This is a genomic window from Cupriavidus consociatus, from assembly GCF_017814975.1.
In the GTDB taxonomy this organism is placed as follows: Bacteria; Pseudomonadota; Gammaproteobacteria; order Burkholderiales; family Burkholderiaceae; genus Cupriavidus; species Cupriavidus consociatus.
In genome coordinates this window covers 384,496-410,111 of record NZ_JAGIQA010000001.1, presented here as the reverse complement: position 1 = coordinate 410,111, position 25,616 = coordinate 384,496, and the positions used below count along the sequence as shown (strand labels likewise).

At 66.4% G+C, this 25,616-nt stretch carries 26 protein-coding genes and 2 tRNA genes; 17 read left to right on the top strand and 11 right to left on the bottom strand.

The genetic code is table 11. From position 1 onward, the window contains the following. The first annotated feature begins 96 nt into the window (after positions 1–96). A complete protein-coding gene (locus J8I82_RS01860; protein WP_209754118.1) occupies positions 97–366 on the top strand; it encodes an acyl-CoA-binding protein in 270 nt (89 codons plus the stop codon). Between the two features lie 27 nt (positions 367–393). Here J8I82_RS01860 and J8I82_RS01855 read toward each other — a convergent pair whose 3' ends face one another. Then, entirely contained in the window at positions 394–1,875 is a 1,482-nt protein-coding gene (locus J8I82_RS01855; protein ID WP_209754116.1) for a DHA2 family efflux MFS transporter permease subunit, read from the bottom strand. Then, positions 1,872–2,342 (bottom strand): SRPBCC family protein, encoded by a 471-nt coding sequence (locus J8I82_RS01850; protein ID WP_209754114.1) that lies wholly within the window; start codon positions 2,340–2,342, stop codon positions 1,872–1,874. The genes J8I82_RS01855 and J8I82_RS01850 overlap by 4 nt, the downstream gene beginning before the upstream one ends. 143 nt (positions 2,343–2,485) lie before the next feature. Here J8I82_RS01850 and J8I82_RS01845 point away from each other — a divergent pair, with 143 nt between their 5' ends. The 4 genes from J8I82_RS01845 to J8I82_RS01830 all read left to right on the top strand — a co-directional run bounded on the left by J8I82_RS01845 (position 2,486) and on the right by J8I82_RS01830 (position 4,897). After that, entirely contained in the window at positions 2,486–3,160 is a 675-nt protein-coding gene (locus J8I82_RS01845; RefSeq protein WP_209754112.1) for an SGNH/GDSL hydrolase family protein, read from the top strand. Between the two features lie 118 nt (positions 3,161–3,278). Further along, positions 3,279–3,686, top strand: coding sequence for a VOC family protein (locus J8I82_RS01840; protein WP_209754110.1), 408 nt, complete (start codon positions 3,279–3,281; stop codon positions 3,684–3,686). 239 nt (positions 3,687–3,925) lie between these two features. Then, complete coding sequence (locus J8I82_RS01835) at positions 3,926–4,738, top strand: MetQ/NlpA family ABC transporter substrate-binding protein (RefSeq protein ID WP_209754108.1); 813 nt, start codon at positions 3,926–3,928, stop codon at positions 4,736–4,738. Between the two features lie 72 nt (positions 4,739–4,810). Beyond that, positions 4,811–4,897: transfer RNA gene (locus tag J8I82_RS01830), tRNA-Leu, on the top strand. Between the two features lie 213 nt (positions 4,898–5,110). On the opposite strand, the gene J8I82_RS01825 is transcribed toward J8I82_RS01830, so the two are convergent. Beyond that, positions 5,111–5,920 (bottom strand): substrate-binding domain-containing protein, encoded by an 810-nt coding sequence (locus tag J8I82_RS01825; RefSeq protein ID WP_245179347.1) that lies wholly within the window; start codon positions 5,918–5,920, stop codon positions 5,111–5,113. 56 nt (positions 5,921–5,976) lie between these two features. Next, positions 5,977–6,960: a Bug family tripartite tricarboxylate transporter substrate binding protein gene (locus tag J8I82_RS01820; protein ID WP_431831520.1), complete on the bottom strand. Its 984-nt coding sequence runs from the start codon at positions 6,958–6,960 to the stop codon at positions 5,977–5,979. A gap of 112 nt (positions 6,961–7,072) precedes the next feature. Between J8I82_RS01820 and J8I82_RS01815 the strand changes: the two genes are divergently transcribed. The 4 genes from J8I82_RS01815 to J8I82_RS01800 all read left to right on the top strand — a co-directional run bounded on the left by J8I82_RS01815 (position 7,073) and on the right by J8I82_RS01800 (position 11,049). Next, positions 7,073–7,972: a LysR family transcriptional regulator gene (locus J8I82_RS01815; RefSeq protein WP_209754104.1), complete on the top strand. Its 900-nt coding sequence runs from the start codon at positions 7,073–7,075 to the stop codon at positions 7,970–7,972. Positions 7,973–8,065: 93 nt separating this feature from the next. Continuing rightward, positions 8,066–8,152: transfer RNA gene (locus J8I82_RS01810), tRNA-Leu, on the top strand. 285 nt (positions 8,153–8,437) lie between these two features. After that, positions 8,438–9,991, top strand: coding sequence for a serine hydrolase (locus tag J8I82_RS01805; protein WP_209754102.1), 1,554 nt, complete (start codon positions 8,438–8,440; stop codon positions 9,989–9,991). 182 nt (positions 9,992–10,173) lie between these two features. Continuing rightward, a complete protein-coding gene (locus J8I82_RS01800; RefSeq protein ID WP_209754100.1) occupies positions 10,174–11,049 on the top strand; it encodes a metal-dependent hydrolase in 876 nt (291 codons plus the stop codon). Between the two features lie 39 nt (positions 11,050–11,088). Here the strand turns inward: J8I82_RS01800 and J8I82_RS01795 are convergent, their stop codons facing one another. Next, positions 11,089–12,180, bottom strand: a complete 1,092-nt coding sequence (locus J8I82_RS01795; protein ID WP_209754099.1) for a mechanosensitive ion channel family protein — start codon at positions 12,178–12,180, stop codon at positions 11,089–11,091. 102 nt (positions 12,181–12,282) lie between these two features. Here J8I82_RS01795 and J8I82_RS38220 point away from each other — a divergent pair, with 102 nt between their 5' ends. Further along, entirely contained in the window at positions 12,283–12,681 is a 399-nt protein-coding gene (locus J8I82_RS38220; protein WP_245179300.1) for a hypothetical protein, read from the top strand. 55 nt (positions 12,682–12,736) lie between these two features. Here J8I82_RS38220 and J8I82_RS01785 read toward each other — a convergent pair whose 3' ends face one another. Next, complete coding sequence (locus J8I82_RS01785; RefSeq protein WP_209754097.1) at positions 12,737–14,188, bottom strand: HdeD family acid-resistance protein; 1,452 nt, start codon at positions 14,186–14,188, stop codon at positions 12,737–12,739. Positions 14,189–14,372: 184 nt separating this feature from the next. Here J8I82_RS01785 and J8I82_RS01780 point away from each other — a divergent pair, with 184 nt between their 5' ends. Together J8I82_RS01780 and J8I82_RS01775 are read left to right on the top strand one after the other, a co-directional pair. Beyond that, positions 14,373–15,080: an HAD-IA family hydrolase gene (locus tag J8I82_RS01780; RefSeq protein ID WP_209754095.1), complete on the top strand. Its 708-nt coding sequence runs from the start codon at positions 14,373–14,375 to the stop codon at positions 15,078–15,080. A gap of 245 nt (positions 15,081–15,325) precedes the next feature. Continuing rightward, positions 15,326–16,297, top strand: coding sequence for a Bug family tripartite tricarboxylate transporter substrate binding protein (locus J8I82_RS01775; RefSeq protein ID WP_209754093.1), 972 nt, complete (start codon positions 15,326–15,328; stop codon positions 16,295–16,297). Between the two features lie 152 nt (positions 16,298–16,449). Here J8I82_RS01775 and phbB read toward each other — a convergent pair whose 3' ends face one another. From phbB to J8I82_RS01760, 3 genes are all read right to left on the bottom strand, one after another. Further along, the gene (gene phbB, locus J8I82_RS01770; protein ID WP_209754091.1) at positions 16,450–17,190 is read right to left on the bottom strand and encodes an acetoacetyl-CoA reductase; all 741 of its coding nucleotides are present in this window, start codon (positions 17,188–17,190) and stop codon (positions 16,450–16,452) included. A 186-nt stretch (positions 17,191–17,376) separates the two neighbouring features. Beyond that, positions 17,377–17,901 carry a phasin family protein gene (locus tag J8I82_RS01765; RefSeq protein WP_209754089.1) on the bottom strand — a complete coding sequence of 175 codons (525 nt, stop codon included), beginning with the start codon at positions 17,899–17,901 and terminating at the stop codon, positions 17,377–17,379. Positions 17,902–18,240: 339 nt separating this feature from the next. Beyond that, complete coding sequence (locus J8I82_RS01760; RefSeq protein ID WP_209754085.1) at positions 18,241–18,975, bottom strand: GntR family transcriptional regulator; 735 nt, start codon at positions 18,973–18,975, stop codon at positions 18,241–18,243. Between the two features lie 127 nt (positions 18,976–19,102). Here J8I82_RS01760 and J8I82_RS01755 point away from each other — a divergent pair, with 127 nt between their 5' ends. Genes J8I82_RS01755 through J8I82_RS01745 form a run of 3 tightly spaced genes read left to right on the top strand, consistent with a single transcriptional unit; the run spans position 19,103 to position 22,968 of the window. Continuing rightward, entirely contained in the window at positions 19,103–20,509 is a 1,407-nt protein-coding gene (locus tag J8I82_RS01755; RefSeq protein WP_209754083.1) for a class-II fumarase/aspartase family protein, read from the top strand. Positions 20,510–20,554: 45 nt separating this feature from the next. Further along, the gene (locus J8I82_RS01750; protein WP_209754081.1) at positions 20,555–21,544 is read left to right on the top strand and encodes a tripartite tricarboxylate transporter substrate binding protein BugD; all 990 of its coding nucleotides are present in this window, start codon (positions 20,555–20,557) and stop codon (positions 21,542–21,544) included. Positions 21,545–21,573: 29 nt separating this feature from the next. After that, positions 21,574–22,968, top strand: coding sequence for a class II fumarate hydratase (locus J8I82_RS01745; RefSeq protein WP_209754079.1), 1,395 nt, complete (start codon positions 21,574–21,576; stop codon positions 22,966–22,968). A 46-nt stretch (positions 22,969–23,014) separates the two neighbouring features. Here the strand turns inward: J8I82_RS01745 and J8I82_RS01740 are convergent, their stop codons facing one another. Continuing rightward, the gene (locus J8I82_RS01740) at positions 23,015–23,623 is read right to left on the bottom strand and encodes a cysteine hydrolase family protein (protein WP_209754077.1); all 609 of its coding nucleotides are present in this window, start codon (positions 23,621–23,623) and stop codon (positions 23,015–23,017) included. A gap of 169 nt (positions 23,624–23,792) precedes the next feature. Here J8I82_RS01740 and J8I82_RS01735 point away from each other — a divergent pair, with 169 nt between their 5' ends. Both J8I82_RS01735 and J8I82_RS01730 read left to right on the top strand, forming a co-directional pair. After that, positions 23,793–24,767 carry a GlxA family transcriptional regulator gene (locus J8I82_RS01735; RefSeq protein WP_209754075.1) on the top strand — a complete coding sequence of 325 codons (975 nt, stop codon included), beginning with the start codon at positions 23,793–23,795 and terminating at the stop codon, positions 24,765–24,767. Between the two features lie 6 nt (positions 24,768–24,773). Further along, positions 24,774–25,118, top strand: a complete 345-nt coding sequence (locus tag J8I82_RS01730) for a hypothetical protein (RefSeq protein WP_336620886.1) — start codon at positions 24,774–24,776, stop codon at positions 25,116–25,118. Positions 25,119–25,138: 20 nt separating this feature from the next. On the opposite strand, the gene J8I82_RS01725 is transcribed toward J8I82_RS01730, so the two are convergent. Continuing rightward, positions 25,139–25,519, bottom strand: coding sequence for a hypothetical protein (locus J8I82_RS01725; protein WP_209754073.1), 381 nt, complete (start codon positions 25,517–25,519; stop codon positions 25,139–25,141). Between the last annotated feature and the right edge of the window lie 97 nt (positions 25,520–25,616).

Here is a 25,616-nt window from a genome sequence, read left to right as displayed (position 1 = left end):
CCCGGAACAGAGGGCTTCTTCGGTTTTAGACGCGCGGTCTGGCGCACTGGCGCGGCTATCATCGGCAGCACTTTCACAACCCCCACGGAGAAACCCATGAGCGACCTGCAGGCACGCTTCGACCAGGCCCAGACCGACGTCAAGCAACTGAGCGAGCGTCCCAGCAACATGACCCTGCTGCGCCTGTACGCATTGTTCAAGCAAGGCAGCGAAGGCGACGCCCACGGCGACAAGCCGGGCATGACCGACTTTGTCGGCCGCTACAAGTTCGAAGCCTGGGAAGCGCTGCGCGGCACCGCGCGCGAGCAGGCGATGGAGCAGTACATCGCGCTGGTGGAAGAACTGCGCAGCGGCGCGGCCAGCTAAACCCCGCCGCCACGCCAGCCGGCGGCCTCAACCCGCCGGCAGCGGCCTTGGCCGGATGCGCCAGGCCGCGAAGATCGCACTGGCGATCACCACCCCGACCGCCAGGAAGGTCTCATCGAAGGCGCGGATGCGCGCCGCCTGCAGCGCGGCGTCGCCCGCCTGGTCCAGCACCGCGCCGTGCTGCGTCAGCCGCCACTGCAGCCCCACCCCGGCCAGGCTCACGCCAATCGCGCCACCCAGCTGGCGGATAAAGTTGATGCAGCTCGATCCCTGCGCGATCAGCGAAAAATCCACGCCCCGCATCGAACCCAGCGTCAGCGACGGCAAAATGCAGCCGAGCCCGATCCGTCCCAGCACCGCCAGCGCGACCAGCATCAGATACGGCGTGGAGGGCGACCCCAGCGCCATCAGCAGGAACGACAGCGCCAGCAGCGCCAGTCCGAACGACACCTGGACATAGGGCGCGATCCGGTGCGTGAAGCGGCCGGCCACGGCGATCGTCAGGGCCAGCATCACGCCCGCCGGCAGCAGCACCAGGCCCGCGCGCGAGGGCGTGTATTCCAGCGCCATCTGCATGTAGACCGGCAGCAGGTAGGTCGAGCCGAACAGGCCCGCACCGTAGATAAATGCCACCACCGCGCCCGCGGAGAACTGCCGGTAGCTGTACAGCCGCATGTTCATCAGCGGATGGGGCGCGCGCAGCTGCCACAGCACGAACGCCGCCAGCATCAGCACCCCGAAGCCGGCCAGCGCCAGGCCTGCGGCCACGCTTTCGCGCATCTCGACCACGCCGTTGAGCAGGCTCACGGTGGCCACGCCGGCCAGCGCCAGGCCGCGCCAGTCCAGCGGCTCGCGCTCGCCCATCATGATCGAATCCACCGCCATGAAGCGCCGCGCCATGAACGCGCCGAGCAGCGTCAGCGGCACTACCACGAAGAAGATCGAGCGCCAGCCGAACGCCTCGACCAGGAAGCCGCCCAGGCTGGGCCCCAGCGCCGGCGCCAGCACCACGCCGAAACCGAACATGCTGATCGCCTTGCCCTGCTCGCGCTCCTCGAACACGCGCAGGATCAGGATATTGGGCAGCGGCTGCATGATGCCGGCGGCGGCGCCTTCGGCCACGCGCATGGCGATCATCACGCCGTAGGTGGGCGAGAACCCGCCGAACAGTCCGCCCGCGCCCAGCAGCAGCAGCGACCCCAGGAAGGTGCGGCGCAGCCCGTAGCGGTTGAGCAGCCACGGCGTCAGCAACATCGACAGCGTCATCGCGATCATGAAGCTGGCCGCAACCCATTGCGCGCGCTCCTGCCCCAGCACGAAGTGCCGGCTGAGGTCAGGGATGGCAACGTTGATGATGGTGGACGAGACGATCGACGAGACCGTGCCCAGCATCAGTGTCATCAGCACCAGCCAGCGCAGGCGGTCGCCGTAGCGCTCGCGCAGCGCCGCCCGGGTCGGTCCGCCCGGCTGCTTGCCGGAGGTCTCCGGCGCGACGGGGCCCTCGCTCACCCCAGCCGCCCGGTGTCGGCGATCTCGCGGATCTTGCGGACGGTATCGATGTCGGCCTCGTGATAGGCGGACTTGACGATCTCGGCGTAGCGGTCGTCGCCGCTGGCATCGACGGCCGGCATGGTGGTGTCGTAGGTGAAGCGCAGCAGCAGCGCGCCAGGGCCCGGGGTCTCGATCACCATGGTCAGCGTGCCGCCGGCATGCTCGGCGGTGGCGGCGGTTTCGTAGCGCACCTGGCGGCGCGGCTCGAACACGACGCGGTCATGGATGGACGCCTCGCCGAAATGCAGCACGCGGTCGATCCAGTTGTCGCCCCGCGCCACCACTTCGGCGCTGTCCAGGCCCAGCACGAACAGTTCGGGCGACTCGGCGCGCAACACCAGGCCTTGCCAAAGCTGGTCAGGTGTCAGCGGATCCAGTTGGGGGTTGCCTGGATCATTGATTTCCACCAAGTGCTCGAAACGCAACTTCTCTCTCCCTGTCTTCAATAAGTCGATATTATGAAGTCTCCGCGTGTTCGGGAGACGTTTTTGTCTGCGCGCTGCAACATTGCCGAGACAGCCCTCACACTGGATATCGACCGACCAACACGTTGACTGGAGTACCGCGCATGATTGCCGCGCTGCTGGCCGACCCCGATCCGCTGCAAGTCCTGGTCTATGCCGATTCACTGTCCTGGGGAATCGTCCCCGGCACACGCCAGCGGCTGCCGTTCCCGGTGCGCTGGCCGGGCCGCCTGGAGCTGGGGCTGAATGCCGACGGCGGCACGCCGGTGCGCATCATCGAAGACTGCCTGAACGGCCGCCGTACGGTCTGGGACGATCCCTTCAAGCCCGGGCGCAACGGGCTGCAGGGACTGGCGCAGCGTATCGAGATCCACTCGCCGCTGGCACTGGTGGTCTTGATGCTGGGCAACAACGATTTCCAGTCGATGCATCCGCACAATGCCTGGCACGCCGCCCAGGGCATCGGCACCCTGGTGCAGGCCATCCGCACCGCGCCGATCGAACCGGGCATGCCGGTGCCACCCGTGCTGGTGGTGGTACCGCCGCCGATCCGCACGCCGCGGGGGCCGCTGGCGCCCAAGTTTGCCGGCGGCGAGCAAAAGTGGACCGGCCTGCCGCAGGCGGTTGCCGAGGTTTGCGGGCAACTGGAGTGCCCGATGTTCGATGCCGGCACGGTCATCCAGAGCAGCGCCGTCGACGGCGTACATCTTGACGCGGATGCCCACCTGGCGCTTGGCGACGCGTTGCGCCCGGTCGTTCGCGAACGGCTGCCGCGCTGACACACGCGTATCGGCACTTCTGCGGCGGCCGGCTGAAACATCACTCCTGACAGCAGCTGTCAGGAGGGCCGGCGCACAATGCGGCCGCTCTCACACAGAACGCCGCAAGGAGGCTGTCATGGAGTTGCTGATCAATATCGATGTCGACGACCTCGCGCGTGGTATCGCCTTCTACGAGCAAGGCCTCGGGCTGAAACTGCAGCGCCGCCTGTTCGATGGCACCGTCGCCGAAATGCTGGGTGGCAACACGCCGATTTACCTGCTCGTCAAACCCGCTGGCACCCGTCCTACCAGTCGTACGGATACCCGGCGCGACTACCGGCGGCACTGGACGCCGGTGCATCTCGACTTTGTCGTGGACAACCTGGAAACCGCAATCGAACGGGCGCTGGAAGCCGGCGCCGAGATTGAAGACTGGCCGCAGGATTTCGACTGGGGCAGGCAGGCTAGGTTGTCGGATCCGTTTGGGCACGGGCTTTGTTTTGTCGAGTGGAGGGGTGAGGGGTATGGAGCGGTAGCCGGCTGAACCCAGCCTGCTGCGGTTCGCGCGAGTGCTTTGCGGATTGAAGCGAGTCGGCAATTTATGCCATCTATCGAACTAAAGCCGGCTTCATAAGCATATGAAAAAGAAATAGACGCCAGATCTGTTCCCGCTGCGCGGTTTTGGCGCAATTGCGTTAATCTGTGGCCTCGCCCGCGCAGGCAATCCCTGCCACGGCGCAACAGTCTCACTCGCCACACAATCAAAAACACTACAGAACTCCTATGCGCAGCATGTCCCTTTTCAAGCGCCTGGCGGTTGCCGTCTCCGCAATCGGCTTTATCGCCGCCGGCAGCGCCTCGGCCCAGGAACAGACCATCCGCGTCGGCACCGTCAGCGGTCCGGACGCCGAAGTCTGGCAAGTCGTCCAGAAGGTTGCCAAGCGCAATGGGCTGAACGTCAAGGTCGTGGAATTCAACGATTACGTGCAGCCGAACGCCGCACTGGATGCCGGCGACCTGGATGCCAACAGCTTCCAGCACCAGCCCTACCTGGACAGCCAGGTCAAGCAGCGTGGCTACAAGATGCAGAGCGTCGGCTACACCTATATCTCGCCGCTGGGCATTTACTCGAAGAAGCTGAAGTCGCCCAAGGACCTGCCGCAGGGCGCCAAGGTGGCAGTGCCCAACGACCCGTCCAATGAAAACCGCGCGCTGCTGCTGCTGCAGTCGCAGGGCGTGATCAAGCTCAAGGCCGGTGCCGGCACCAATGGCAACAACGCCACGCCGCTGGACGTGGCCGAGAATCCCAGGAAGCTGAGGATCGTGGAACTGGATGCCGCGCAACTGGCGCGCGCCCTGCCCGATGTCGGCGCCGCGGTGATCAACACCAACTACGCGCTGGCCGCCGGCCTGCAGCCGACCAAGGATGCGATCGCCCTGGAAGACATCCACAGCCCGTACGCCAACATCATCGTGGTGCGCACGCAGGACAAGGACAAGCCGTGGGTCAAGAAGCTGGTTGCTGCCTACCAGTCGGAAGACGTGCGCCAGTTCATGAAGGCGCAGTTCAAGGGCGCGATGGTGCCGTCGTTCTGACCGGACTCGCCTGACCACAGCAATTCGTGCTTGCAAATTCCGCCGCCTTCGGTAGAATGCGGCGCTCACCTTGCCCAGGTGGCGGAATTGGTAGACGCACTAGGTTCAGGTCCTAGCGGTGGCAACACTGTGGAGGTTCGAGTCCTCTCCTGGGCACCAAGATTTAAAAAAGGGTCTGCGCGAGCAGACCCTTTTTATTTCCGCCCGGGAAGAAAAGCGCTTGAGCGCTTTTCGGGAGGACGAGAAGGGCTGCGCTTGCCAGCGCAGCCGGGGTCGCGCTGGCGTGACCGAGTCCTCTCCTGGGCACCAAGGCTTCAAAGCGATAAGCCCGCACGAAAGTGCGGGCTTTTTTGTTTTGGCGATCGCAAACAGTCAGGGCTTCGCGGCTTGCCCGAGCGATGGCGGCACCGGTGGTGGCAATGGCGTGGCAACCGGCTCCAGTCCGGTGGTCCGCACAATCGTCGCCGCGGCAGGCGAAGCCAGGAAGCGCACAAAGCGTTCGACCGCGGCAGTCTGCCGGCCGGCGATCGTTCCGGCGGAGAAGAACACCGCCTGCTGCAGTTCAGCGGGCAACGGCCCGACAAAATCCAGCTCCTTGAACGGCAGCAATTCGCTGATCTGCTGGAAGCCGATTTCCGCATCGCCGCGCGCCACCACCGTGCCGACGCGCTCGCTGTAGATCTTGCGGGCCTTGTCCTTGACCTGGTCCGCCACGCCAAGCCGCTGGAACAACTCGGTGGAGAGATAGGTACCGCTGGCGCTGGCGGAATACGCAATCGACTTCGCCTCGAGCAGGGTCCGCTTCAGCGCCTCGGGCGTGCTGATATCCGGCTTCGGCGTGCCCTTGCGGACCGACATGCCGATCAGCGACCGGGCCAGGTCCACCCTGCTCCCGTTCGCCACCTTCCCTTCGGCGATCAGCTTGTCAAGGCCGGAGTCCGCCAGGATCACCACATCGAAGGTTTCGCCGCGGGCCAGCCGGCTGGGAATGGAATCCGGGGCATTGCCCATCGACGCGCCATAGGCGGTGATGACCCGGTCCTGCGTAGCGGCTTCATACAGCGGCACCAGCTGCTGGTACGCAGCAGTGAAGCCGCCGGAGGTAATCACGCGGATATCGTCGGCCCAGGCCGGGCCGGCCAGCCATATCAGCACAACGAAAGCGGCCTTCCTGGCGGCCATTGCGGTCAGGTTCATGTCGTCTCCATGATCGTGTTGCCGGGGCATGGTGCCGCCAGTCAGTCTTCTTTCATGTTGGCAGCGCGCGCGATCGGGCCGAGGCGCGCTTTCTCGTCCGCCAGGAACCTGGTGAAGTCCGCCCGGGTTCCGCCCATCGGCTGGATACCCTGCGGGATCAGGCGGGCGCGCAATTCGGGCGACTTGAGGGCGGCATCGATGGCCTTGTTCATCTTCTCCAGGATCGCGTCGGGCGTGCCGCGCGGCGCGAACACCCCGGACCAGTGGCCGATGAAGACCTTGGGATAGCCGAGCTCCGCGGTGGTGGGCACGTCCGGCATGGCGGCGATACGTGCATTCCAGGTCGAGGCGATCGGCCGCAGCTTGCCGCCCTTGATTTGCGGCAGCACTACCACGCTCGCCTCGGAGGTGGCATCCACCTGCTTGCCAACCACGGCGACCATCCCTTCGGAGCCGCTCTTGTACGGGATGATCTCGAGCCTGGCGCCGGTCGCCAGCTTCATCATTTCCGCGACGAAATGCGGCGTGCTGCCGGTACCCGCAGTGGCGAAGTTCAGGCTCTTGCCGTTCTTTCCGCTCGCGACCAGGTCCTTCAGATCCTTGATCGGCGAGTCGGCGGGCACCACGATGACGGAGGGGCTGACGGCCAGCATCGCCACCGGCACCAGGTCCTGCTCCTTGTAGGGCATATGCGCCTTGATCATGCCGTTGGTGATCACCCCGGCCGCAGGTGCGAGAAAGGTATAGCCGTCCGGGGCGGACTTGGCCACATAGTCGGCTCCGAGCACCGAACCGGCACCGGGCTTGTTCTCGACGATGATGGGCTGGCCCAGCTGTTTCGAGGCGGCGTCTGCCACGGCGCGCGCAACCAGGTCGTTGGCGCCGCCCGGCCCGAACGGCACGACGAATTTCACGGGCTTCGCCGGCCAGGATTGCGCCTTGGCAGTGACGGTCGTGAGGGTACAGGTGCCCAGGACAAGGGCTAATGCCAGGCGGCGAAAGGCAGGTCGCAAAGGAGTCTCCATCATGAATCTGTGTATGTGCACCGAACCGCACCGCAGGACGCTGAGTTCAGGCATTGCAAGCGTACGTCCGCGCCACTATTCTGTGAATTGCAATGTTTTGATGGACTAATGCATGTCACGCATCAATTTCGCACTGGAAGATTTGCAGGCCTTTGTCGCCACGGCGGACAAGGGCAGCTTCCGGGTCGCTGCCGAAACACTCCATATCTCGCAGCCCGCGCTGAGCCGCAGGATCGACAAGCTGGAAAAGACGCTTGGCTCGCGCTTGCTGGAGCGCACCACCCGGCGCGTGGAAACAAGCGCGATCGGCAAGCAGTTCCTGGAGGAAGCGCGTGCTGCGCTGGATATTCTCGACAGCGCGGTATTCCGCCTTGGCGACGAAGCCGCGCTGCAGCGCGGACTGGTGACAGTGGCCGCGATCCCGTCCGCGGCGATGCATCTGCTCTCCAATGCCATCGGCATATTTGCTGGCCGTCATCCGGGCGTACGCGTGCGGGTCATCGATGAAAGCGCAAACACCGGGCTGGCCAGCGTGCTGTCGGGCGAATCGGATTTCGGCATCAACTTCATGGGCGCGCAGGAGCCGAATATCGATTTCCACACGATCCGCACCGAGCCGTACCGGCTGGTGCTGCAGCGCGACCACGCCTGGGCCGGTCGCCAGTCGGTTGCATGGCAGGAACTGGCCGGTCAGCGGATGGCGGGCGTGTCGAAGCAAAGCGGCAACCGCGCCCTGATCGAACATGCCATCGCGCATCTTGAGCGGCGGCCGACCATCTACTACGAAGCCAACCATGTCGTGGGTGTACTGGCACTGGTCGAAGCGGGGCTCGGCATGGCGGTGTTGCCTGGCCTCGCATTGCCGCCCGATCATCCCCGGCTGTGCGCCATCCCGCTGGTCGAGCCTGCCGTGGACCGGATCCTCGCGCTGATTCGCCGCCGCGACAAGGCGCTGCAGCCTGCAGCCAGGGCGCTGTTTGAAATTCTTGCCGGCGGCTCGCCGCCTGCCTGACCGGTACCCGGTCGTGGCGCAAGATTTTTGCAAGGATTGCCTTGCAGGCCCTTGCAAATTCCGACGCGGCCTGTAGAATGCGGCGCTCACCTTGCCCAGGTGGCGGAATTGGTAGACGCACTAGGTTCAGGTCCTAGCGGTGGCAACACTGTGGAGGTTCGAGTCCTCTCCTGGGCACCAAGATTTAAAAAAGGGTCTGCGCGAGCAGACCCTTTTTTATTTCCGCCCGGGAAGAAAAGCGCTTGAGCGCTTTTCGGGAGGCGAGAAGGGCTGCGCTTGCCAGCGCAGCCGGGGTCGCGCTGGCGTGACCGAGTCCTCTCCTGGGCACCAGCATTCAAGGAAGGCCTGCGCAAGCAGGCCTTCTTCATTACCGCCCAGGCATGAGACGCTTCGCATTCCTTGCCTGCATCCATCGCCTACAGTAAATCCCAAAGGTGCCATAGCGCCGCCATCGGGAGACCTGCCATGGGCAAACTGCAAAAGCGTCGCCGTTTCCTGGGAGCAGCACTGAGCGGCCTGCTGGCACCGGCCCTGCCCGCATGCGGTGGCGATGACGATCCTGAGCCGGCGCCGACGCCGGCTCCCGTTCCCGAAGCGCAGATCACCGCCGCCATCGCCCAGGTCGATACGCTTGCGACCAACCTGATGTCCAGCTCTGGCGTGCCCGGCATGGCCGTCGCGGTGGTGCGCGGCAACCAGGTCGTCTTCGCCAGGGGCTTCGGCCGCCGGCTGGTGACCGATCCCGCGCCGGTCGATGCCGATACCGTGTTCCAGCTGGCTTCCGTGTCGAAGCCCATCGGCGCGACCGTCGTTGCGCGTCAGGTCGGGCGCGGCAGCATCGGCTGGGACACCCCGGTGATCCAGCACCTGCCATGGTTCGCGCTGTCCGATGCGGAAACCACCGAAGCGGTCACCATCGGCGACCTCTATGCGCATCGTTCCGGCCTGCCCGACCACGCCGGCGACCGGCTCGAAGACATGGGCTACGATCGCCGCGAGGTGCTGACGCGGCTGCGCTTCCTGCCGCTGCATCCGCTGCGCGCGGTCTACGAGTACACCAACTTCGGCATGACCGCCGCGGCCGAGGCGGTGGCCAGCGCCGCCGGCATCGACTGGGCCACGCTGTCCGAGCAGGCCATCTACCAGCCGCTGGGCATGACCCGCACCAGCTCGCGCTTCGCCGACTTTGCCGCGCGCGACAACCGTGCGCTCGGCCACGTCAAGGTCAACGGCAGCTGGGTGCAGGGCATGGGCACCATGCCCGACGCGCAATCGCCTGCCGGCGGCGTCAGCGCCTCGGTCAATGACCTGGCGAAATGGCTGATCATGGTGCTGGCCAGGGGCGAGTTCGCCGGCCAGCGCATCGTCGACGCCGCGGCGCTCGCCCCCGCGCTGTCCCAGCAGATGCAGAGCAGCCCGCCCGTCCAGGGCCGCCCCGCCAGCTACTACGGCTACGGCTTCAATGTCGGCACGACCGAGCTGGGGCTGACCAACTACAACCATTCCGGCGGCTTCGCGGTGGGTGCGGGCACCAGCTTCACCGCGGTGCCGGCGCTGGACCTGGCCATCGTCACGCTGACCAACGGCTACCCCATCGGCATCCCGGAAACGCTGAACGCGCAGTTCTTCGACCTGGTCCAGTACGGCGCCTTCCGCCGCGACTGGGGCGCGATCTTTGCCGATGCCCTGGGGTCTTTGCTGCGGCCCGAAGGCAGGCTGATCGGCCAGTCGCCGCCGGCAAGCCCATTGCCCGCGCGGGCGTTGTCCACCTATGCCGGCACCTACCGCAACGACTACTACGGCCCGCTGGTGGTCGCCGAACAGGGCGGCGCGCTGGTGATGACCCTCGGCGCGAAACCGCTGGTCTTGCCACTGACGCACTGGGATGGAGATGACTTTACGTTCACGCTCCATAACGAGAACGCCAGCCCCGGCACGATCTCCAGGGCGGCATTCGCCAGCGACCGGGTATGGCTGGAGTACTACGACCACGAAGGGCTTGGCGTCTTCGTCCGCTAAGCCGCGCCGCGCGGCAGAGGCAGGGGCCCTGCCGCATTGACACTCCCCAACCCCGTGCCGATACTGCAACACGCACCCCGCCCTCGCCTGCCATGCGCGACGCTTGCGGCACCGGCGCAGCGGCGCTACACCCCCTTGGGTGGAACGGTTCGACCCATGACTCAGCCACGGAAGGAATGACCATGCTCAGGTTCCGCGCAGTCGTACTCACCGCCGCCGTCGCCACGCTCGCCGCCTGCGGCACGCCCGCGCCGACACCCACCGCGGTCACACGGGCGCCCACGGCAACCACCGCTGCCGCCGCCGGCAAGACCGAAGTCCTGTGGCTGGGCCAGGCAGCGACCCGCATCACCTCGCCCGGCGGCAAGGTCATCGTCATCGACCCGTGGCTGACCACCAACCCGAAGACGCCTGCGGGCTTCAAGCAGCTGTCCTCGCTGGGCAAGGTCGACCTGATCCTGGTGACCCACGCACATAGCGACCACCTCGGCGACGCCCCGGCGCTCGCGCAGCTCAACAACGCGCCGATCTACAACGCAGGCGGCATGGGCTCGGCACTGATCAGCCTCGGCATGGTCCCGGCCGCGCTGGTGCAGCGCTTCGGCAAGAGCGGCACCGTGATGCCGTTCGGGCCGACCGGGCCGAAGATCACCGCGGTGCATGCCGAGCATGCATCCGAACTGGTGATGAAGAACCCGACCACCGGCAAGGACGAAACCCACTACGGCGGCGAACCGGTTGGCTACATCATCGAGATGGAGAACGGCTTCCGCGTCTGGCACATGGGCGATACCGGCCTGTTCGGCGACATGCGGCTGATCGGCGACCGCTACCGGCCCGACCTGGTGCTGATCCCGATCGGCGACCACTTCACCATGGGGCCGCAGGACGCGGCGATCGCGGTGCGCGACATGATCCGGCCGCGCTATGCGATCCCGATCCACTACCAGACTTCACCGCAGCTGCGCGGCACGCCGGAGGAATTCACCACCGCGCTGGGCGCCGGCGCGGCCTCGCGCGTGATCGTGCCGCAGCCGGGAGAGAAGGTAGATTTCTGATGCGCCCGGCAAGGGCGCGATGCCGGACATCGAGCTGCATCACGCTACATGCACGGCGGCGTCGCGCAGCGCGGCATCGCCCTTGACCTCCCGCTCCCCTTCAATGCGAAGGCGAGGCAGGAACTGTGGATACTCGCGCTGCATGAAGTCGATCAGCCCTTCGCGCACGACGCAGCGCAGGTCCCACGCCAGGCCGGATGACGCCGCGGTGCACAGCACGCGCAGCTGCATGGTGCGCTCGGTGGCATCGGTCACCACCAGGTTGAAGAAGCGCCGGTCCCACTCGGGCGCGGCATGGACAATACGTTCCAGCTCCTTGCGCAGCGGTGCCAGCGGCATGCCGTAGTCCACGTGGAAGAACACCGACCCCAACAGCTCGGCGCTGCTGCGGGTCCAGTTCTGGAACGGCTTCTCGATGAAGTACTGCAGCGGAATGATCAGGCGGCGATCATCCCAGATCCGCAGCACCACGTAAGTGCCGGTGATCTCCTCCACGCGGCCCCACTCGCCCTCGACGATCAGCACATCGTCCAGCCGGATCGGCTGGGTCAGCGCCAACTGCAAGCCGGCAATCAGGTTGCTGAACACCGGCTTGGCGGCAAAGCCCGCGATCAGGCCGAGCACGCCCGCCGACGCCAGCAGGCTGGCGCCGACCTGCCGCGCACCGGGGAAGGTCATCAGCACCATCGACGCGCCAATCACGATCACCAGCGACATGGCAATGCGCGACAGCACCCGGGTCTGCGTATGAATGCGCCGCGCGCCAATGTTGTCCGCCACATCGACCGGGTGCCGTTCCAGCACTCCCTGCGCAAAGCCAGCGATGATGCGCGCCGCCAGCCACGTCGTGGCGATGATCATCAGCAGTCCGTTGAGGTGCCGCACGTTGTCGATCCAGCGCAGGTCGTCCGGCGCCGCCTGCCAGACGGTCTGCAACGCCAGCAGCGGCAGCACTGCCTTGGCGGGCGCGCGCGACTTGATCGCAATGGCATGCAGCACCGGCGTGGCGCGCGTCATGCGCAACAGCACCAGGCCGCCAAGGCGATGCGCGATCAGCGCGACGATGACGGCGACCAGCGCGGCGGTCCACGTGCCGAACCAGGGATGGTCGAGGATGAGGTCAAGGTTCATGCGTCGTCCTGTTCATTGCGGATTGCACGGCTATGGAGCTAACGACACCCGGGCCGTGCGGAAGTTCGCCTCGCGCCACTCCACCGGAGCGCGGGAACAGAGATGTTAGAACACGCCGTTTACCGCATCGCCCGCGACGGGTTTCATTTCTACAACGGGCGGCAAGATGTTCAGGGCAACGCACGAAAACCTCAGCGCACCGCCCCTCCGGCACAGCGCCATCAGACTCCGCAGCGCATTTTCCGTCACGGCATGGATGTTGCGACTCTATCGGTTCCGTCCAACCCACTGGAGAGTGATATGGCAACGCAAAAGGAACAGCGGAATGCGCCTGGGGCCCAGCCCAATCCGGGCGTCAGGACCGACCGCGATGCGCGCGACATCAAGAGCCGCAGCGACGATCCGGGCCAGAGCAGCTATGGCGGATTCAAGAATGAAGACCCGCGCAGGCAGCACCAGGGCGATGCAAGCCGCACGCCGGGGCAGCGGCAGGGCAAATAACATCGACTGCCTTGAAGACAGCCACGCATGCGCGATGGCGGCGGGCGTACGCGGGCTATTCCGCGTGCACCCGGTGATCGTCCGCGCGCCATTGCCGGCGCTGCCGGCGCCAGCGGTTCATGGCGGCGATGCCAAGCCGCCAGAACCGGCGCGGATGCGCATGCGGGTGCGGATGCGGATCGACCAGCAAGCTCAGCGCACGCGCGTAGTCGCGCACCAGGCCCGGCGTCCACGCCATGGTCTTGCCGCGCTTGCGGATCTGCGCGGCGAGCCATAGCTCCGGCATGCACAGCGTCTGCAGCAGCAGCGTCCACGACTGCCGCTGTCCGCGCCTGCGCGTCAGCGCGCCTTCCACTGCGGCTTCGAGCGCACGCGCCACGCTGACGGCGCAATTCCGATAGGTCAGGTTGTAGGTGGTGTCGGCGCGCCACGCATGCCAGAAGCGCTGCAGGCGCGCCGCATCGTAGTTGCGCAGGTGCACGCGCACGGTGGAGTCGCCGCGCCGCGACGCCTCGGTCGAGTAATCGGGTTCGAACACGCCCGGCACGTCGTTGTCGATGGTCGCGCGCAACGCCTGCGCCACGCTTTCCGGCGTGCGGCTGAGCGGCTCGGCCGGATCGAAGCTGATGTAGACGCCTTCGGGCGCCTCCAGCGCGGCATGGCCGGTCCAGATGGCACCGTTGGCATCCACCGCGGCAATATAGCGGTCGAATACCGGGCGTCGCCGCAGCGGCTGCTGCACGGAACCGGATGGCGTCCAGACATGTACCGTCAGGCCGGGCGCGCCTTCATCGGGCAGGTGCGCGGCGTGCTCGGCATGCGCGAACAGCAAGGTCTTGGTGACCTTCTTCGTGGGCGCATGCGAGGCGTCCGTCCAGTGAGAACCACCGTTGCCCGTAGCATCCCCGCTACGCCGGCGCGGTCCGTGCATCAGGCTCTCGATCGTGGCGCTCTCCGGCACGCGGATGGCCCGATACGCCAGCATGACCATGCTCCAGCCGCCGAACAGCAGCCATAGCGACAGCGCATAGGGCACCGTGCCCTGGTAGTTGGTGGGATACGGCTGGTAGAAGAAGATCGCGATCAGCAATTCCAGCACGCCGGCGCCGACGGCCCAGCGCCAGCGCGGAAAGCGCACGACCGACGCCGACACGCATTGCAGCAGTCCGTCGGCCAGGAACAGCGTGCCGAAGATCATCGACAGCCAGAAATGCCCGTGATGGTGCCCCGCCAGCACCAGCGACGCCGCCACCACCAATGCCACGCCCTTGAACAACCTCATGGCCCGCAGCCCGCCGGCGCCCACCATGGCGACGATCACCGTGCCCAGTCCGCCCACCAGAAGCAGGCCGGCGAACCATTCCAGCGGGAAGAAATGCGCGCTGTCCAGGCCGTCGATGAACAACACCACGCCGGCAGCGAGAAAGCCGACGCCGAGCCAGAACATGCCGCGCGCACGCTGGCGCAGGTAGTCGAACCCCAACAGGATCAGGACGAGACGGATCATCGTTTCGCTGCGAGAGCGTGGATCGTTTGGCGGATTCTAGGCACAACATGCGGCCTGCGCGACGTTATGGCGCGGTCGCCACATCGGCGCTTCTTGCAACAGCGGCCGGGGAACGGCGGAAACAGTGCTGCGCGGTGGTAAGCTACCAGACCCCATCCTCCTCGCCAATCCGCAGCGTCCCCCCATGCGCCTGTCCAAGGTTTCCGCCATCTCGTTCGACCTCGACGACACCCTGTGGCCGTTCGGCCCCGCCGTGGCCCGCGCCGAGGCGACGCTGCTGGCCTGGCTGCTGCAGCACGCGCCGAAGACAGCCGGGGTGCTGACCTCGCCCGCGGTGCTGCGCGACCTGCGCGCAAGCTATGAAAGCGGGAACCCGCACCTTGCGCATGACTACCGCGCGCTGCGCCTAGGCTCGATCCTGCTGGCGCTGGAAATGGCCGGAGAAGATGCCAGCCTGGCCGAAGACGCGTACGACGCCTTCTTTGCCGCGCGGCAGCAGGTCGAATTCTTCGAGGATGCCCTGCCGGCACTGGAATGGCTCAGCGAACGCTTCCCGCTGGTGGCGGTGTCCAACGGCAACGCCGACCTGAAGGTCACCGGCGGCCATCACTTCTTCCGTGCGGCGCTCAGCGCCGGGACGTTCGGCACGGCCAAGCCGGCGGCGGCGATCTTCCATGCGGCGGCCGCGGCAGTCGACACGCCGCCGGAGCAGATGCTGCATGTCGGCGACGATCCTGACCTCGACGTCGTTGGCGCACTGGGCGCGGGACTGCAGGCCGCGTGGCTGGTGCGCCCGGACGGTCCCCACACGGCGCAATGGCAACGCGGCGGCGCGCGCCCGCACCTGATCCTCAGTGACCTGCAATCGCTCTGCCGCGCGCTGGCCGGCTGAGCGCGCCAACGCGACAGCACTCCACGGCCCGACGGCGATATCGGGCCCGCGCATACCTAGTATGCGAAAATGTCGTTTCGCGACCAGGGCCGAGACCCCTGCGCTTGCCTCGCCACCGCACGATCCGGACGTTCCCCGCCATCCGCTCCGGGGCCGTTCCAGTGCCCGACACCGCCGCAATCCGACAGGTTAACAGGCAGCAAGCCAGGGTCCGGCCTGCAAGATTTCGATCGAGGAGAAACAAGATGTTGAAGGCCCTCTTTGCCACCCTGCTGGTGGCATGCGGACTGACGAGCGCCCACGCGCAAACCCCGGCCAGCTTTCCCACCAAGCCGATCCGGCTGGTGATTCCGTTCCCGCCCGGCGGCGGCACCGACATCCTGTCGCGCCTGGTGGCGACCCAGGTCAGCCAGGCCACCAAGTGGAATTTCGTGCCGGACAACAAGCCGGGCGCAGGCGGCACGCTCGGCATCGCCGAGGCGGTCCGGGCAGCGCCGACCGGCTACGAGCTGGTGATGGGCCAGAAGGACAACCTGGTGGTCGCACCGTGGCTGTACAAGTCGGTCAACTATGTGCCCAACCGCGACCTGGTCGCGATCAGCCATGTCGCCTACACGCCGATCGTGATCGTCACGTCAGCCAATTCGCGCTTCAAGACGCTGGCCGACGTGGTCACCGCCGCGCGCAGCGCGCCGGGCGCGGTCAAGTATGGGTCGCCAGGCAACGGCACCACCATCCACCTGGCCGCCGAGATCTTCAGCCACGCGGCGGGCATCAAGCTGCTGCACGTGCCCTACAAGGGCTCCAACGCGGCGATGATGGACGCGCTGGCCGGCAACGTCGACCTGATGGTGGCATCGGTGCCGTCGGCGCTGGCGCAGGTCAAGGCGGGCAAGCTGCGCGCGCTGGCCGTTACCTCGGCCACGCGCAGCACGTCGCTGCCCGATGTGCCCACCGTGGCGGAAAGCGGCTACAAGCAGGTGGACGTCAGCACCTGGTACGGCCTGTTCGCCCCTGCCAAGACGCCGCCCGAGGTGGTCAACCGCATCCACGCCGAAGTGAACAAGGTCCTCGCCACGCCGGCGATGATCCAGGCGATCCAGGAGCAAGGCGCGGAAGCCAAGCTGATGACGACCAAAGAGTTCTCCGACCTGGTGCAGTCGGATTACAAGAAGTGGAAGGATATCGTCGAGCGTTCTGGGGCAAAGCTGGAGTAAGCCCGGCGCTTCACCACCGCTTTCGTTGTCCGGGAATGCCCGCCAGTCATGGCGGGCATTTTTTTGTTCCGTCGAACATTGCGACCACGAACAGGCAAGCCGACGCTAAGCAGCCCACCGCCCTGACGGCGACTGGCTGCTCCATCCCTACGTCAGTCCATATGCTGGCCGCCGTTGATGGCAAGGTTCGCACCAGTCAGGTAGGCCGCATCCTCGGAGCAAAGGAACGCGATCAGTCCTGCCACTTCCTCGGGCTTGCCCAGGCGCCCCATCGGAATCTGCGGCAGGATCTTGCTGTCCATGATCTCCTTCGGCACGGCAGTCACCATCTTGGTGGCCAGATAGCCCGGCGACACTGTGTTGACCGTCACGCCTTTTCTGGCGACCTCCAGGGCCAGTGCCTTGGTGAACCCATGCATGCCGGCCTTGGCCGCGGAATAGTTGGTCTGGCCAAAGGCGCCCTTGGAACCGTTGACTGACGAGATGTTGATGATCCGGCCCCAGCCGCGCTCCACCATGCCCTCGCAGAGTGGCTTGGTGACATTGAACACAGAGTCGAGATTCGTCCTGATCACCGCATCCCAGTTTGGCTTGTCCATCTTCTTGAACGCCATGTCCCGCGTGATGCCGGCGTTGTTCACCAGGATGTCGACGCGGCCGAGTTCGGCCAGGATGCGTGCCATGCCCGCCTGGCAGCTTTCATAGTCCGCCACATCGACCTCATAGGCGCGGATCTCGCGATCGGCGGCAGCCATGGAAGCCACCCATTCCTGGACCTTGGTGTTGCCCGGCGAATGGGTGACCACCACCGTATAGCCCGCGTCGTGCAAGCGAATGGAAATGGCCTCTCCCAGGCCACCCATGCCGCCGGTGACCAGTGCGATTCTTTTCATGCTGATTCTCTCTTTTTGCAAAGTAAAAGACCCCTGGCCTGCCGGAATGGCAGGCCGACGTTAACGGCTTATCGCAACGGCTGCAGCCCTCATGCGTCATGCAGCAGGGTCAACCGATCGATGGCCGAGTTTCTTCTTGGATGGATACCGGCTATGCCGGCGCGCGCGCCGCGCCCGATTCGCCGGCTAGCGGTGCGTGGCCGCGCCGGGGGCTGCGTTGAACGAGGCGGAAGCCAGGCCGGTCAACTGCTGGCTGAGGGCTTGCGCGGCTCGGTAGGACTGCGTGGCGCTATCTAATGTCGCCTGCAGCGTGGCGGAAATTGCTTCCGAACCAGCCGGGGCGTTCTTCACGAAGGCGTCGACGAAGGCCTGCACATTGCGCTGCTGCAGCTCATATTGCTCTTCAACGGCCCTTGCCAGGTCGGACTGGGCCTGCGTTGCGATCTCGCACACGTGACGCGCGTACTCGATGGCTTTGTCCGCTGCATGCTGCGGCACGCTGCCCTGGACTGACAGGACATCCCCGAGATCTTTGTTGGCCGACACGGCTTGCAGCATTCCCTGCCCTTCAGCCATTGCTGTCTTGGCCGCCTGCAGGTTCAGTTCCGTCAGCTTCTGGATCCCTTCGAAGGTGGTATTCGACAGCTTGGCCAGACTGTTCAGGTTGTTCTTATGGACTGCCGCAAACTGATCGGACGTAAAAAAGGACATTGGGTACGCCTCCTGTGGCCGCCGGGTGTCGCCTGCCGCAAGGCTACAAGTCACCGGTCGAGCTTGGTTTCCAAATGGTTATGGCCTCTGGTGCACCGCACAAAGACCAACGCGAAGATTAGAGTATTTGCTCTAATTTCGTCCCTAGGGACTTACCAGAAGTAAAGTGGAGCCCACGCAATAATATGCCTTTTAAGTCATGTATATAACATTTACTTACAGCTTGGCCTGTCGTTGGCAGGCGGTCAGGGCGAGCAAGCATCCGCGCATCCCGACGTGCAGCAGCCGCCTCGCCCGGCGTAAGGGCAAGGGAAGCATTTTTTATCGGCTTGCCGATCCCTACCCCGCCGACCGCTGCAAGCGCATCGAAACAGAAAAACTGTCGGCCGGGTGCACTGTCACCGAAACTTCGAAGGTCTCGCCGGCCGCGTCCAGGTAGCGCCGCACGATCTTCAACGCGGCCGCGCCCGCTTCCAGCCTGAGCGCTTCGGCGATACGGCGGTCACCGATCGCGAACGCACGCACATCCTGGTGGATCTCGGCGATCTGCCGGTCATAGCGCGACTCGATCAGCGTGCTGACCAGCATGCCCGGCGACGCGCGCACCAGTTCGCCAAGCTCGGCATAGGCAGGATCCACGTAGACGTCGGTCCATGCCATCGGCGTGCCGTCCTTGCCGCCATCCATCCGCAGGCTGGAAATCCGCAGCCATCGCGCGCCCGGCTCGCAGCCGATTTCGGCCGCCACCTCGGCGCTCACCGCCACCTCCTCCACGGACTGCACCAGGCGCAGATGCTCGGCGCCGAACTGCACCAGGTCGTCCACCGACGCCAGCGACGGCCGGAACACCGGCCGCGGCCGCGCCGATTCCACGCGCGTGCCCACGTTCTTGCGCCGCGACACCAGCCCCAGCTGCTGCAACTCCTGCAGTACCGCGCGGACGGTGTAGCGGCTGGCCTGGTACTGCTCGCACAGCTCGAATTCGGTGGGCAGCAGCGAGCCGACCGCGTAGCGGCCGCTTGTGATGCCCTCGATAAGTTGCCTGCTGATCTCTGCCGGATTGGTTTTGCTCATGACCGCCTGCCCGCGGCCTGGTCTGGACGCGGGTTTACCCTCCTTTTCTAAATATGTTCGAACATATTTAATACCGGATATGTTCGAACATATTAACGAACTACCCTCTCGCTCTCAAGGTAGCCACATGCCCCTGTTCTCTGCTCCCACGGCCAGCACCGTCGTTGACTCGATCCTGTTCCGCGATGCCTTCGGCACCGCCGGGATGCGCCAGATTTTCTCCGATGTGGCCCTGATCCAGCGCCATATCGACGTCGAGGTCGGACTCGCCAGAGCCGAGGCAAGGGTCGGCATCATCCCCGCGGAAGCGGCCGAGGTCATCGCCCGCGAGTCGCGCCTGGAGCGCATCGACTTCGACCACATGCGCGAGGAAACCGACATTGTCGGTTATCCGATCCTGCCTCTGGTACACCAGCTGGTGGCAATGTGCGGCGAGGCCGGACGCTACGTGCACTGGGGCGCCACCACGCAGGACATCATGGACACCGCGGTCGCGCTGCAGGTGCGCGACGCGCTCGACAGCATCGACGCCGATATCCGCGCGCTGCGCAGCATCCTGGCCGACCTCGCGGTCAGGCACCGCGACACGCCGATGGCGGGCCGCACCCACCTGCAGCAGGCGCTGCCGGTGACTTTCGGCTACAAGGCGGCGATCTGGCTGGCCATGTTCGACCGCCACCAGCAGCGCCTGGCCGAACTGCGGCCGCGCGTGGCCGTGGTCGAGTTCGCCGGCGCGGCCGGCACGCTGGCGTCGCTGGGCGGAGAAAGCGACAACAAGGAAGGCGGCAACAAGGGCTTCGCGGTGCAGGAAGCACTGGCGCAGGAACTCGGCCTGGGCGTGCCGGCCACCACGTGGCACGTGGCGCGCGACGGCTTTGCCGAAGCGGTCAACCTGCTCGCGCTCATCACCGGTTCGCTGGGCAAGATCGCGCTCGACATCATGATCATGGCGTCGACCGAGTTTGCCGAGGTGTACGAGCCCTTCGTGAAGGGCCGCGGCGCCAGCAGCACCATGCCGCAGAAGCGCAACCCGATTTCCAGCGAGTTGATGCTGGCGGCCTCCAAGGCGGTGCGCCAGCATGCCGGCCTGATGGTCGATGCGATGGTCCAGGACTTCGAGCGCGCCACCGGGCCGTGGCATGCGGAGTGGATCGCGATCCCGGAGAGCTTCATCCTGACCGCCGGAGCGCTGCACCAGGCGAAGTTTGCGCTGGGCGGCCTGATCGTCGACGAAGCGCGCATGAAGCACAACCTCGGCATCTCCAACGGCCTGATCGTGGCCGAGGCCGTGATGATGGGGATGGCCCCGCATATCGGCCGCCAGCAGGCGCACGACGTGGTCTACGACGCCTGCCGCACGGTCAACGAGCACGGCGGCACGCTGGCCGACGCGCTGGCCGCGCTGCCGGCCGTTACGCAGCACTTCGACCGCGCCGCCATCGACCGCATGACCGATCCAGCCAATTACCTCGGCCTCGCGCCGCAGATGGTCGACCGCGCTGTCGCGCTGTCCCGAGAGCAGTCCCCGGCCTGAGGCAGCACGCCAACACACATCGCCAATACACCAAGGAGACAACCCATGAACCCCATCCGCAAAGTGGCCGCGTGCGCGGCGCTGGCGCTCGCCACGGCCGTGGCTGCATCCCCTGCCGTGGCACAGGCCTGGCCTGCCAAGCCGATCACCTGGATCGTCCCGTTCGCAGCCGGCGGCCCTACCGACGCGCTGGCGCGCACCATCGCCGAGCGGGTCTCGCGCGAGGTCGGCCAGTCGATCATCATCGACAACTCGCCGGGCGCCGGCGGCACTGTCGGCACGGCCAAGGCCGCGCGCGCGCCGGCTGACGGCTACACCATGCTGGTCGGGCACATGGGCTACATGGGCGCCGCGCCCGCGCTGTACAAGAAGCTGCCCTACGACCCGGTCAAGGACTTCGCGCCGGTGTTCCGCTTTCCCGATACGCCGATGGTGCTGATGGTGCGCAAGGACCATCCCGCGAAAAACGTGCGCGACCTGGTCGAGTTCGGCAAGAAGAACCCGGGCAAGCTCAACCTGAGCAATGCCGGCATGGGTTCCACCTCGCACCTGGTGGCGGCGCTGTTCGCCTCGTCGGCGGGCATGCAGGTATCGCTGGTGCCGTACAAGGGGGCCGGCCCGGCGCTGATCGACGTGATCGGTGGCCAGGTCGATGGCATGTTAGACCAGACCAATACCGCGCTGCCGCAGATCACCGAGTCCAAGGTGCGGCCGCTGGCGGTCACGTCGGCGACCCGCGTGGCGCAGCTCAAGGACGTGCCCACGCTGGCCGAATCGGGGCTGCCCGGCTTCGAGGCCAGCACCTGGTACGGCATCTACGCGCCCAGGGGCACGCCGCAGGCCGTCATCGACAAGATGCAGCAGGCCTACCTGAAGGTCATGGCCGACAAGGCCTTCACCGGCAAGATGTCGGCGCAGGCGATTCAGCTGCTGCCGCCCGAGCAGTACACCGCCAGCGCGCTCGACAAGCACACCCAGGCCGAGATCGTGCGCTGGAAGGCGGTGGCGGCCAAGGCCAACATCTCGCTGGACTAAGCGCCGAACCGAGCGCTGGATTCAACACCATGACGGCATATCGCGTAGAACACGACGCCTTCGGGCCGGTCGACATCCCCGCCGACCGCTACTGGGGCGCCCAGACGCAGCGGGCGCTGGCGATCTTCGAGGTCGGCGAAGAACGCTTTCCCGGCTGCCTGCTCCATGCCTTCGGCGTGCACAAGATGGCGGCGGCCCGGGCCAACCTGCGTTGCGGCGTGCTCGACGCGGCCATCGCGGAGGCGATCGTCGCCACCGCCGACGAGCTGCGCTGCGGCCGCTTCGACAGCCATTTCCCGCTGACGATCTGGCAGACCGGCTCGGGCACGCAGACCAACATGAACGCCAACGAGGTCATCGCCAACCGCGCCAACGAGCGGCTTGGCCAGCCGCTGGGCACGCGCGCGCCGGTGCACCCGAACGACCACGTCAACGCTTCGCAGTCCTCCAACGACAGCTTCCCGACGGTCATGCACCTGAGCGCGGTGCTGGAGCTGGAAGACCGGCTGCTGCCCGCCCTGGCGCAGCTGCGCGACACCCTGCGCGAGCGTGCCGAGGCCTTTGCCGATGTGCTCAAAATCGCGCGCACGCACCTGATGGACGCCGTGCCCATGACCATGGGGCAGGCGTTCGACGGCTTTGCCGCGCAGCTCGACAACGCCATCGAACGCGTGCGCGGCACCCTGCCGCGCCTGCTGTTGCTGCCGCAGGGCGGTACCGCGGCCGGCACCGGCCTGAACGCGCCGGCGGGCTTTGCCGAGGCCTTTTGCGAGGAAGCCAGCCAGCTGACCGGCCAGGCCTTCCGCGCCAATCCCTGCAAGGTCGAGGGCATGGCCGCGCACGATGCACTGGTCGAGCTCTCGGGCGTGCTCAACGTGGTTGCCGTCTCCTTCACCAAGATCGCCAACGACCTGCGCTGGCTGGGCTCGGGTCCGCGCTGCGGGCTGGGCGAGCTGGTGCTGCCCGACGATGGCCTGACCTCGTCGATCATGCCCGGCAAGCGCAATCCGACCATCGCCGAGGTCGTGGCGCAGGCCGCCATGCAGGTGGCCGGCAACCACGTCACCGTGACCATGGGGGGCGCCTCCGGCAGCTTCGAGCTGAACGTGGCCAAGCCGGTGCTGATCTACAACGTGCTGCAGTCGATACGCGTGCTGGCCGACGGCGCGCGCGTCTTCGCACTTCGGCTGGTGCAGGGGCTGGCGGTCAACCCCGAACGGCTGGCGCGCAACCTGGACAACCCGCTGCTGGCGGTCACCGCGCTCAACCCGGTATTGGGTTATGACCGCTCGGCGCAGATCACCAGACTCGCGCTTGCGCAAGGCATCTCGCCGCGGGAAGCGGCGATCGCGCTGGGATTGCTGAGCGGCGAGGCGTTCGACCGCCTGGTGGATCCGATGCGGCTGGCCAAGGGGCAACCGTAGTCCTGCAGGCGCGCGGCGTCAGCGGGCGGGCACGTGTCCGCCGCTGTCAGACCACCGGCAGCTTGAGCACCTGCTCCGTCGTCAGCACGTCCCCGAACGTGTCTTCGATACTCGCCAGCGCGGCCTGGTGCAGGTCACGATGCCGGACCACGCCGCCGGGCCGATCGAGGTCGCGCGTCGCGCAGGCGTCTTCCGCCACGATCACGCCATAGCCCAGCGGCACCGCATCGCGCGCGGCGCCCGCGACGCAGGCGTGCGTCATCAGCCCCGTGATGACCAGCGTCTTGATGCCGGCGTTCTTGAGGCGCTGGTCCAGGTCAGTGGTGGGAAACACGCTGACCGAAGTCTTCTGCACCACCGTGTGGTGGCCCGCGGGCTGCAGGTCCTGGTGGAACGCCGCGCTGGCGCCCTGCTCCGCAAAGACAGGGCTGCCCGCCGGCGCCAGGTGCTGGACATGGAAGACGGGAATGCCGGCGGCGTCCGCATGCGCGACCAGGCGCCGGGCGTTGCCGAGCGCGGCCGCGCCGTCCGGGATCGGCAGCTTGCCGTCGAAGTATTCGTTCTGGAAATCGATCACCAGCAGCGCCGTGCTGGCGGCTGCGATCGCGGTCGGGGCGCTGGCGCCAGCCAGGTTGCGGATCGTCGGGTGTGTCATCGTTGTCCTCGTCGTGATGGGAAGGAGAGCGTGCTTGCCTGGCGGGACAGCCGCGCGGCCACATCGCTGCACGCAGTTTCCAACGACCGCCGCCGCCCCGAAAGCGTCCCGATGGACAACATCCGCTAGAATCGGGCCAACTTCAGACGCCCCTGCCTGCGAGGAAGCGATGCACACTGTCGCCGTGATTGCCTTCGAAGGCATCAGCCCGTTCCACCTGTCCGTGCCCTGCATCGTGTTCGGCGACGATCTTGCCATGCTGGGCGTGCCGCGCTACCGGCTGCTGATCTGCGGCGAGCAGACCGGCCTGATCCGGACCATGTCGGGCTTCCGGATCGAGGTCGAGCATGACCTCAGCGCGCTGGAACAGGCCGATACCGTGATCATGCCGGCCTGGCGCGACCCGGCGGAGCGTCCGTCGCCGGCCTTGCTGGCGGCGCTGCGGGCCGCCAGTGCCCGCGGCGCGCGCATCGCCGGGCTGTGCCTGGGCACCTTCGTGGTCGCCGAGGCCGGCCTGCTCGACGGCCGGCCGGCGGCCACCCACTGGGTCTGGGCCGATGACTTTGCCGCGCGCTATCCCAGGGTCCGGCTCGATCGCCGTTCGCTCTACATCGACGATGGCAGCATCCTGACCTCGGCCGGCACCGCCGCCGCGCTGGACTGCTGCCTGCACCTGGTGCGCCGCGACCATGGCGCGGACGTCGCGAACCGCGTGGCGCGCCGCATGGTGGTGGCGCCGCACCGGCATGGCGGGCAGGCGCAGTACATCGAGCAGCCGCTGCCGCAGACCGCGGGTGCCGACAAGCTGAGCACCACGCTCGACTGGGCCATCGAGCACCTGGAACAGCCGCTGACACTGGACCTGCTGGCCGACAAGGCAGGCATGAGCCGACGCAATTTCACCCGGCGCTTCAAGGCCAAGACCGGCACCACGGTGACGCAGTGGCTGCTGAACCACCGGCTCACCGCAGCGCAGCGGCTGCTGGAGACCACCGGCAAGAGCGTCGACGTGATCGCCGGACTGGTCGGGTTCGGCTCGGCGGTTTCGTTGCGCCAGCACTTTGCCCAGACCTTTGCCATTTCGCCATCCGCCTACCGCAAGCAGTTCGGCACCACGGCGCCATCAGGCCGTGCCGCTGCATAAGTCGTCATGAACCGCTTTTTCCGCTCCCCCTTTATGCACCGCTGCATCGGCGCCGTTGCCCTTGCGCTCGCCGGCGCAGCCCATGCCGCCACCGATATCGACTGCGACCCGTCAACTGCGCCTGCTGGCCGCGTGCCATCGCAGCGGCTGATCTGCGAGTCGGCGCTGTTTTCGATGGGCTACCAGCGCATCCATGCCGACCAGCAGCGTCAGCTGAAGGCCGGCACGATCACCGAGGCCGAGGTTGCCGCGTTCCGCAGGAAGCGCGACAGCTGCGGGACCGCGGCGTGCCTCGACACCGTGTTCCGCGAGTGGCGGACGTTCGCGGCGCAAGCCGCCAGCAAGCGCTGAATGCGACGACTGGTGCCTGCTCAGAAATTCGTCTCGATCGCCACTTTTGCGCCATCCGGCACCTGGTTGGGGATGACGCGGTGTGCAAGGATCGCGTAGTCCCGGGCAGCCGCCACCGAGGCGGGATCCACCAGCCGCTTCGGGCCTCCGAGCCAGGCGAAATGATCTTTCCCGTCATCACTGCTGAACCAGGCAAAGTCGCCGATGCGGTCCAGGCCGCGTTTCACCATCTTGAGCAGCGCCAAGGCTTCTTCCGAGACACCGAGGTGCCGTCCCGTGTCATGAATGACCGTGGCCAGGTTGCGGAGCTTGCTGGCCGTGGTGCCGTCGCCGTTTGCCTGGTCAGGCACCAGTTCGACAACCAGGATTCCCTTGTGCGCGGTGATGCGTGCTTGATGCATGGCTTCTCCCAACCAATGTGTCCCTGCCGGCCACATGCACCAGACAAGCAAGTTTGCTGCCAGGCGTTGCCGGATGTGCAGCGTACAGGCCTCGCAT

Bases quoted from the DNA above. Each gene is read 5' to 3' on its own strand.
- J8I82_RS01750 (WP_209754081.1), top strand. From the start codon at position 20,555: ATGAACCCCATCCGCAAAGTGGCCGCGTGCGCGGCGCTGGCGCTCGCC.
- J8I82_RS01800 (WP_209754100.1), top strand. From the start codon at position 10,174: ATGCTCAGGTTCCGCGCAGTCGTACTCACCGCCGCCGTCGCCACGCTC.
- J8I82_RS01745 (WP_209754079.1), top strand. From the start codon at position 21,574: ATGACGGCATATCGCGTAGAACACGACGCCTTCGGGCCGGTCGACATC.
- J8I82_RS01725 (WP_209754073.1), bottom strand. From the start codon at position 25,519: ATGCATCAAGCACGCATCACCGCGCACAAGGGAATCCTGGTTGTCGAA.
- J8I82_RS01755 (WP_209754083.1), top strand. From the start codon at position 19,103: ATGCCCCTGTTCTCTGCTCCCACGGCCAGCACCGTCGTTGACTCGATC.
- J8I82_RS01835 (WP_209754108.1), top strand. From the start codon at position 3,926: ATGCGCAGCATGTCCCTTTTCAAGCGCCTGGCGGTTGCCGTCTCCGCA.
- J8I82_RS01820 (WP_431831520.1), bottom strand. From the start codon at position 6,960: ATGGAGACTCCTTTGCGACCTGCCTTTCGCCGCCTGGCATTAGCCCTT.
- J8I82_RS01815 (WP_209754104.1), top strand. From the start codon at position 7,073: ATGTCACGCATCAATTTCGCACTGGAAGATTTGCAGGCCTTTGTCGCC.
- J8I82_RS38220 (WP_245179300.1), top strand. From the start codon at position 12,283: ATGTTAGAACACGCCGTTTACCGCATCGCCCGCGACGGGTTTCATTTC.
- J8I82_RS01760 (WP_209754085.1), bottom strand. From the start codon at position 18,975: ATGAGCAAAACCAATCCGGCAGAGATCAGCAGGCAACTTATCGAGGGC.
- J8I82_RS01795 (WP_209754099.1), bottom strand. From the start codon at position 12,180: ATGAACCTTGACCTCATCCTCGACCATCCCTGGTTCGGCACGTGGACC.
- J8I82_RS01740 (WP_209754077.1), bottom strand. From the start codon at position 23,623: ATGACACACCCGACGATCCGCAACCTGGCTGGCGCCAGCGCCCCGACC.
- J8I82_RS01825 (WP_245179347.1), bottom strand. From the start codon at position 5,920: ATGGCCGCCAGGAAGGCCGCTTTCGTTGTGCTGATATGGCTGGCCGGC.
- J8I82_RS01765 (WP_209754089.1), bottom strand. From the start codon at position 17,901: ATGTCCTTTTTTACGTCCGATCAGTTTGCGGCAGTCCATAAGAACAAC.
- phbB (WP_209754091.1), bottom strand. From the start codon at position 17,190: ATGAAAAGAATCGCACTGGTCACCGGCGGCATGGGTGGCCTGGGAGAG.
- J8I82_RS01735 (WP_209754075.1), top strand. From the start codon at position 23,793: ATGCACACTGTCGCCGTGATTGCCTTCGAAGGCATCAGCCCGTTCCAC.
- J8I82_RS01860 (WP_209754118.1), top strand. From the start codon at position 97: ATGAGCGACCTGCAGGCACGCTTCGACCAGGCCCAGACCGACGTCAAG.
- J8I82_RS01780 (WP_209754095.1), top strand. From the start codon at position 14,373: ATGCGCCTGTCCAAGGTTTCCGCCATCTCGTTCGACCTCGACGACACC.
- J8I82_RS01840 (WP_209754110.1), top strand. From the start codon at position 3,279: ATGGAGTTGCTGATCAATATCGATGTCGACGACCTCGCGCGTGGTATC.
- J8I82_RS01775 (WP_209754093.1), top strand. From the start codon at position 15,326: ATGTTGAAGGCCCTCTTTGCCACCCTGCTGGTGGCATGCGGACTGACG.
- J8I82_RS01730 (WP_336620886.1), top strand. From the start codon at position 24,774: ATGAACCGCTTTTTCCGCTCCCCCTTTATGCACCGCTGCATCGGCGCC.
- J8I82_RS01845 (WP_209754112.1), top strand. From the start codon at position 2,486: ATGATTGCCGCGCTGCTGGCCGACCCCGATCCGCTGCAAGTCCTGGTC.
- J8I82_RS01785 (WP_209754097.1), bottom strand. From the start codon at position 14,188: ATGATCCGTCTCGTCCTGATCCTGTTGGGGTTCGACTACCTGCGCCAG.
- J8I82_RS01805 (WP_209754102.1), top strand. From the start codon at position 8,438: ATGGGCAAACTGCAAAAGCGTCGCCGTTTCCTGGGAGCAGCACTGAGC.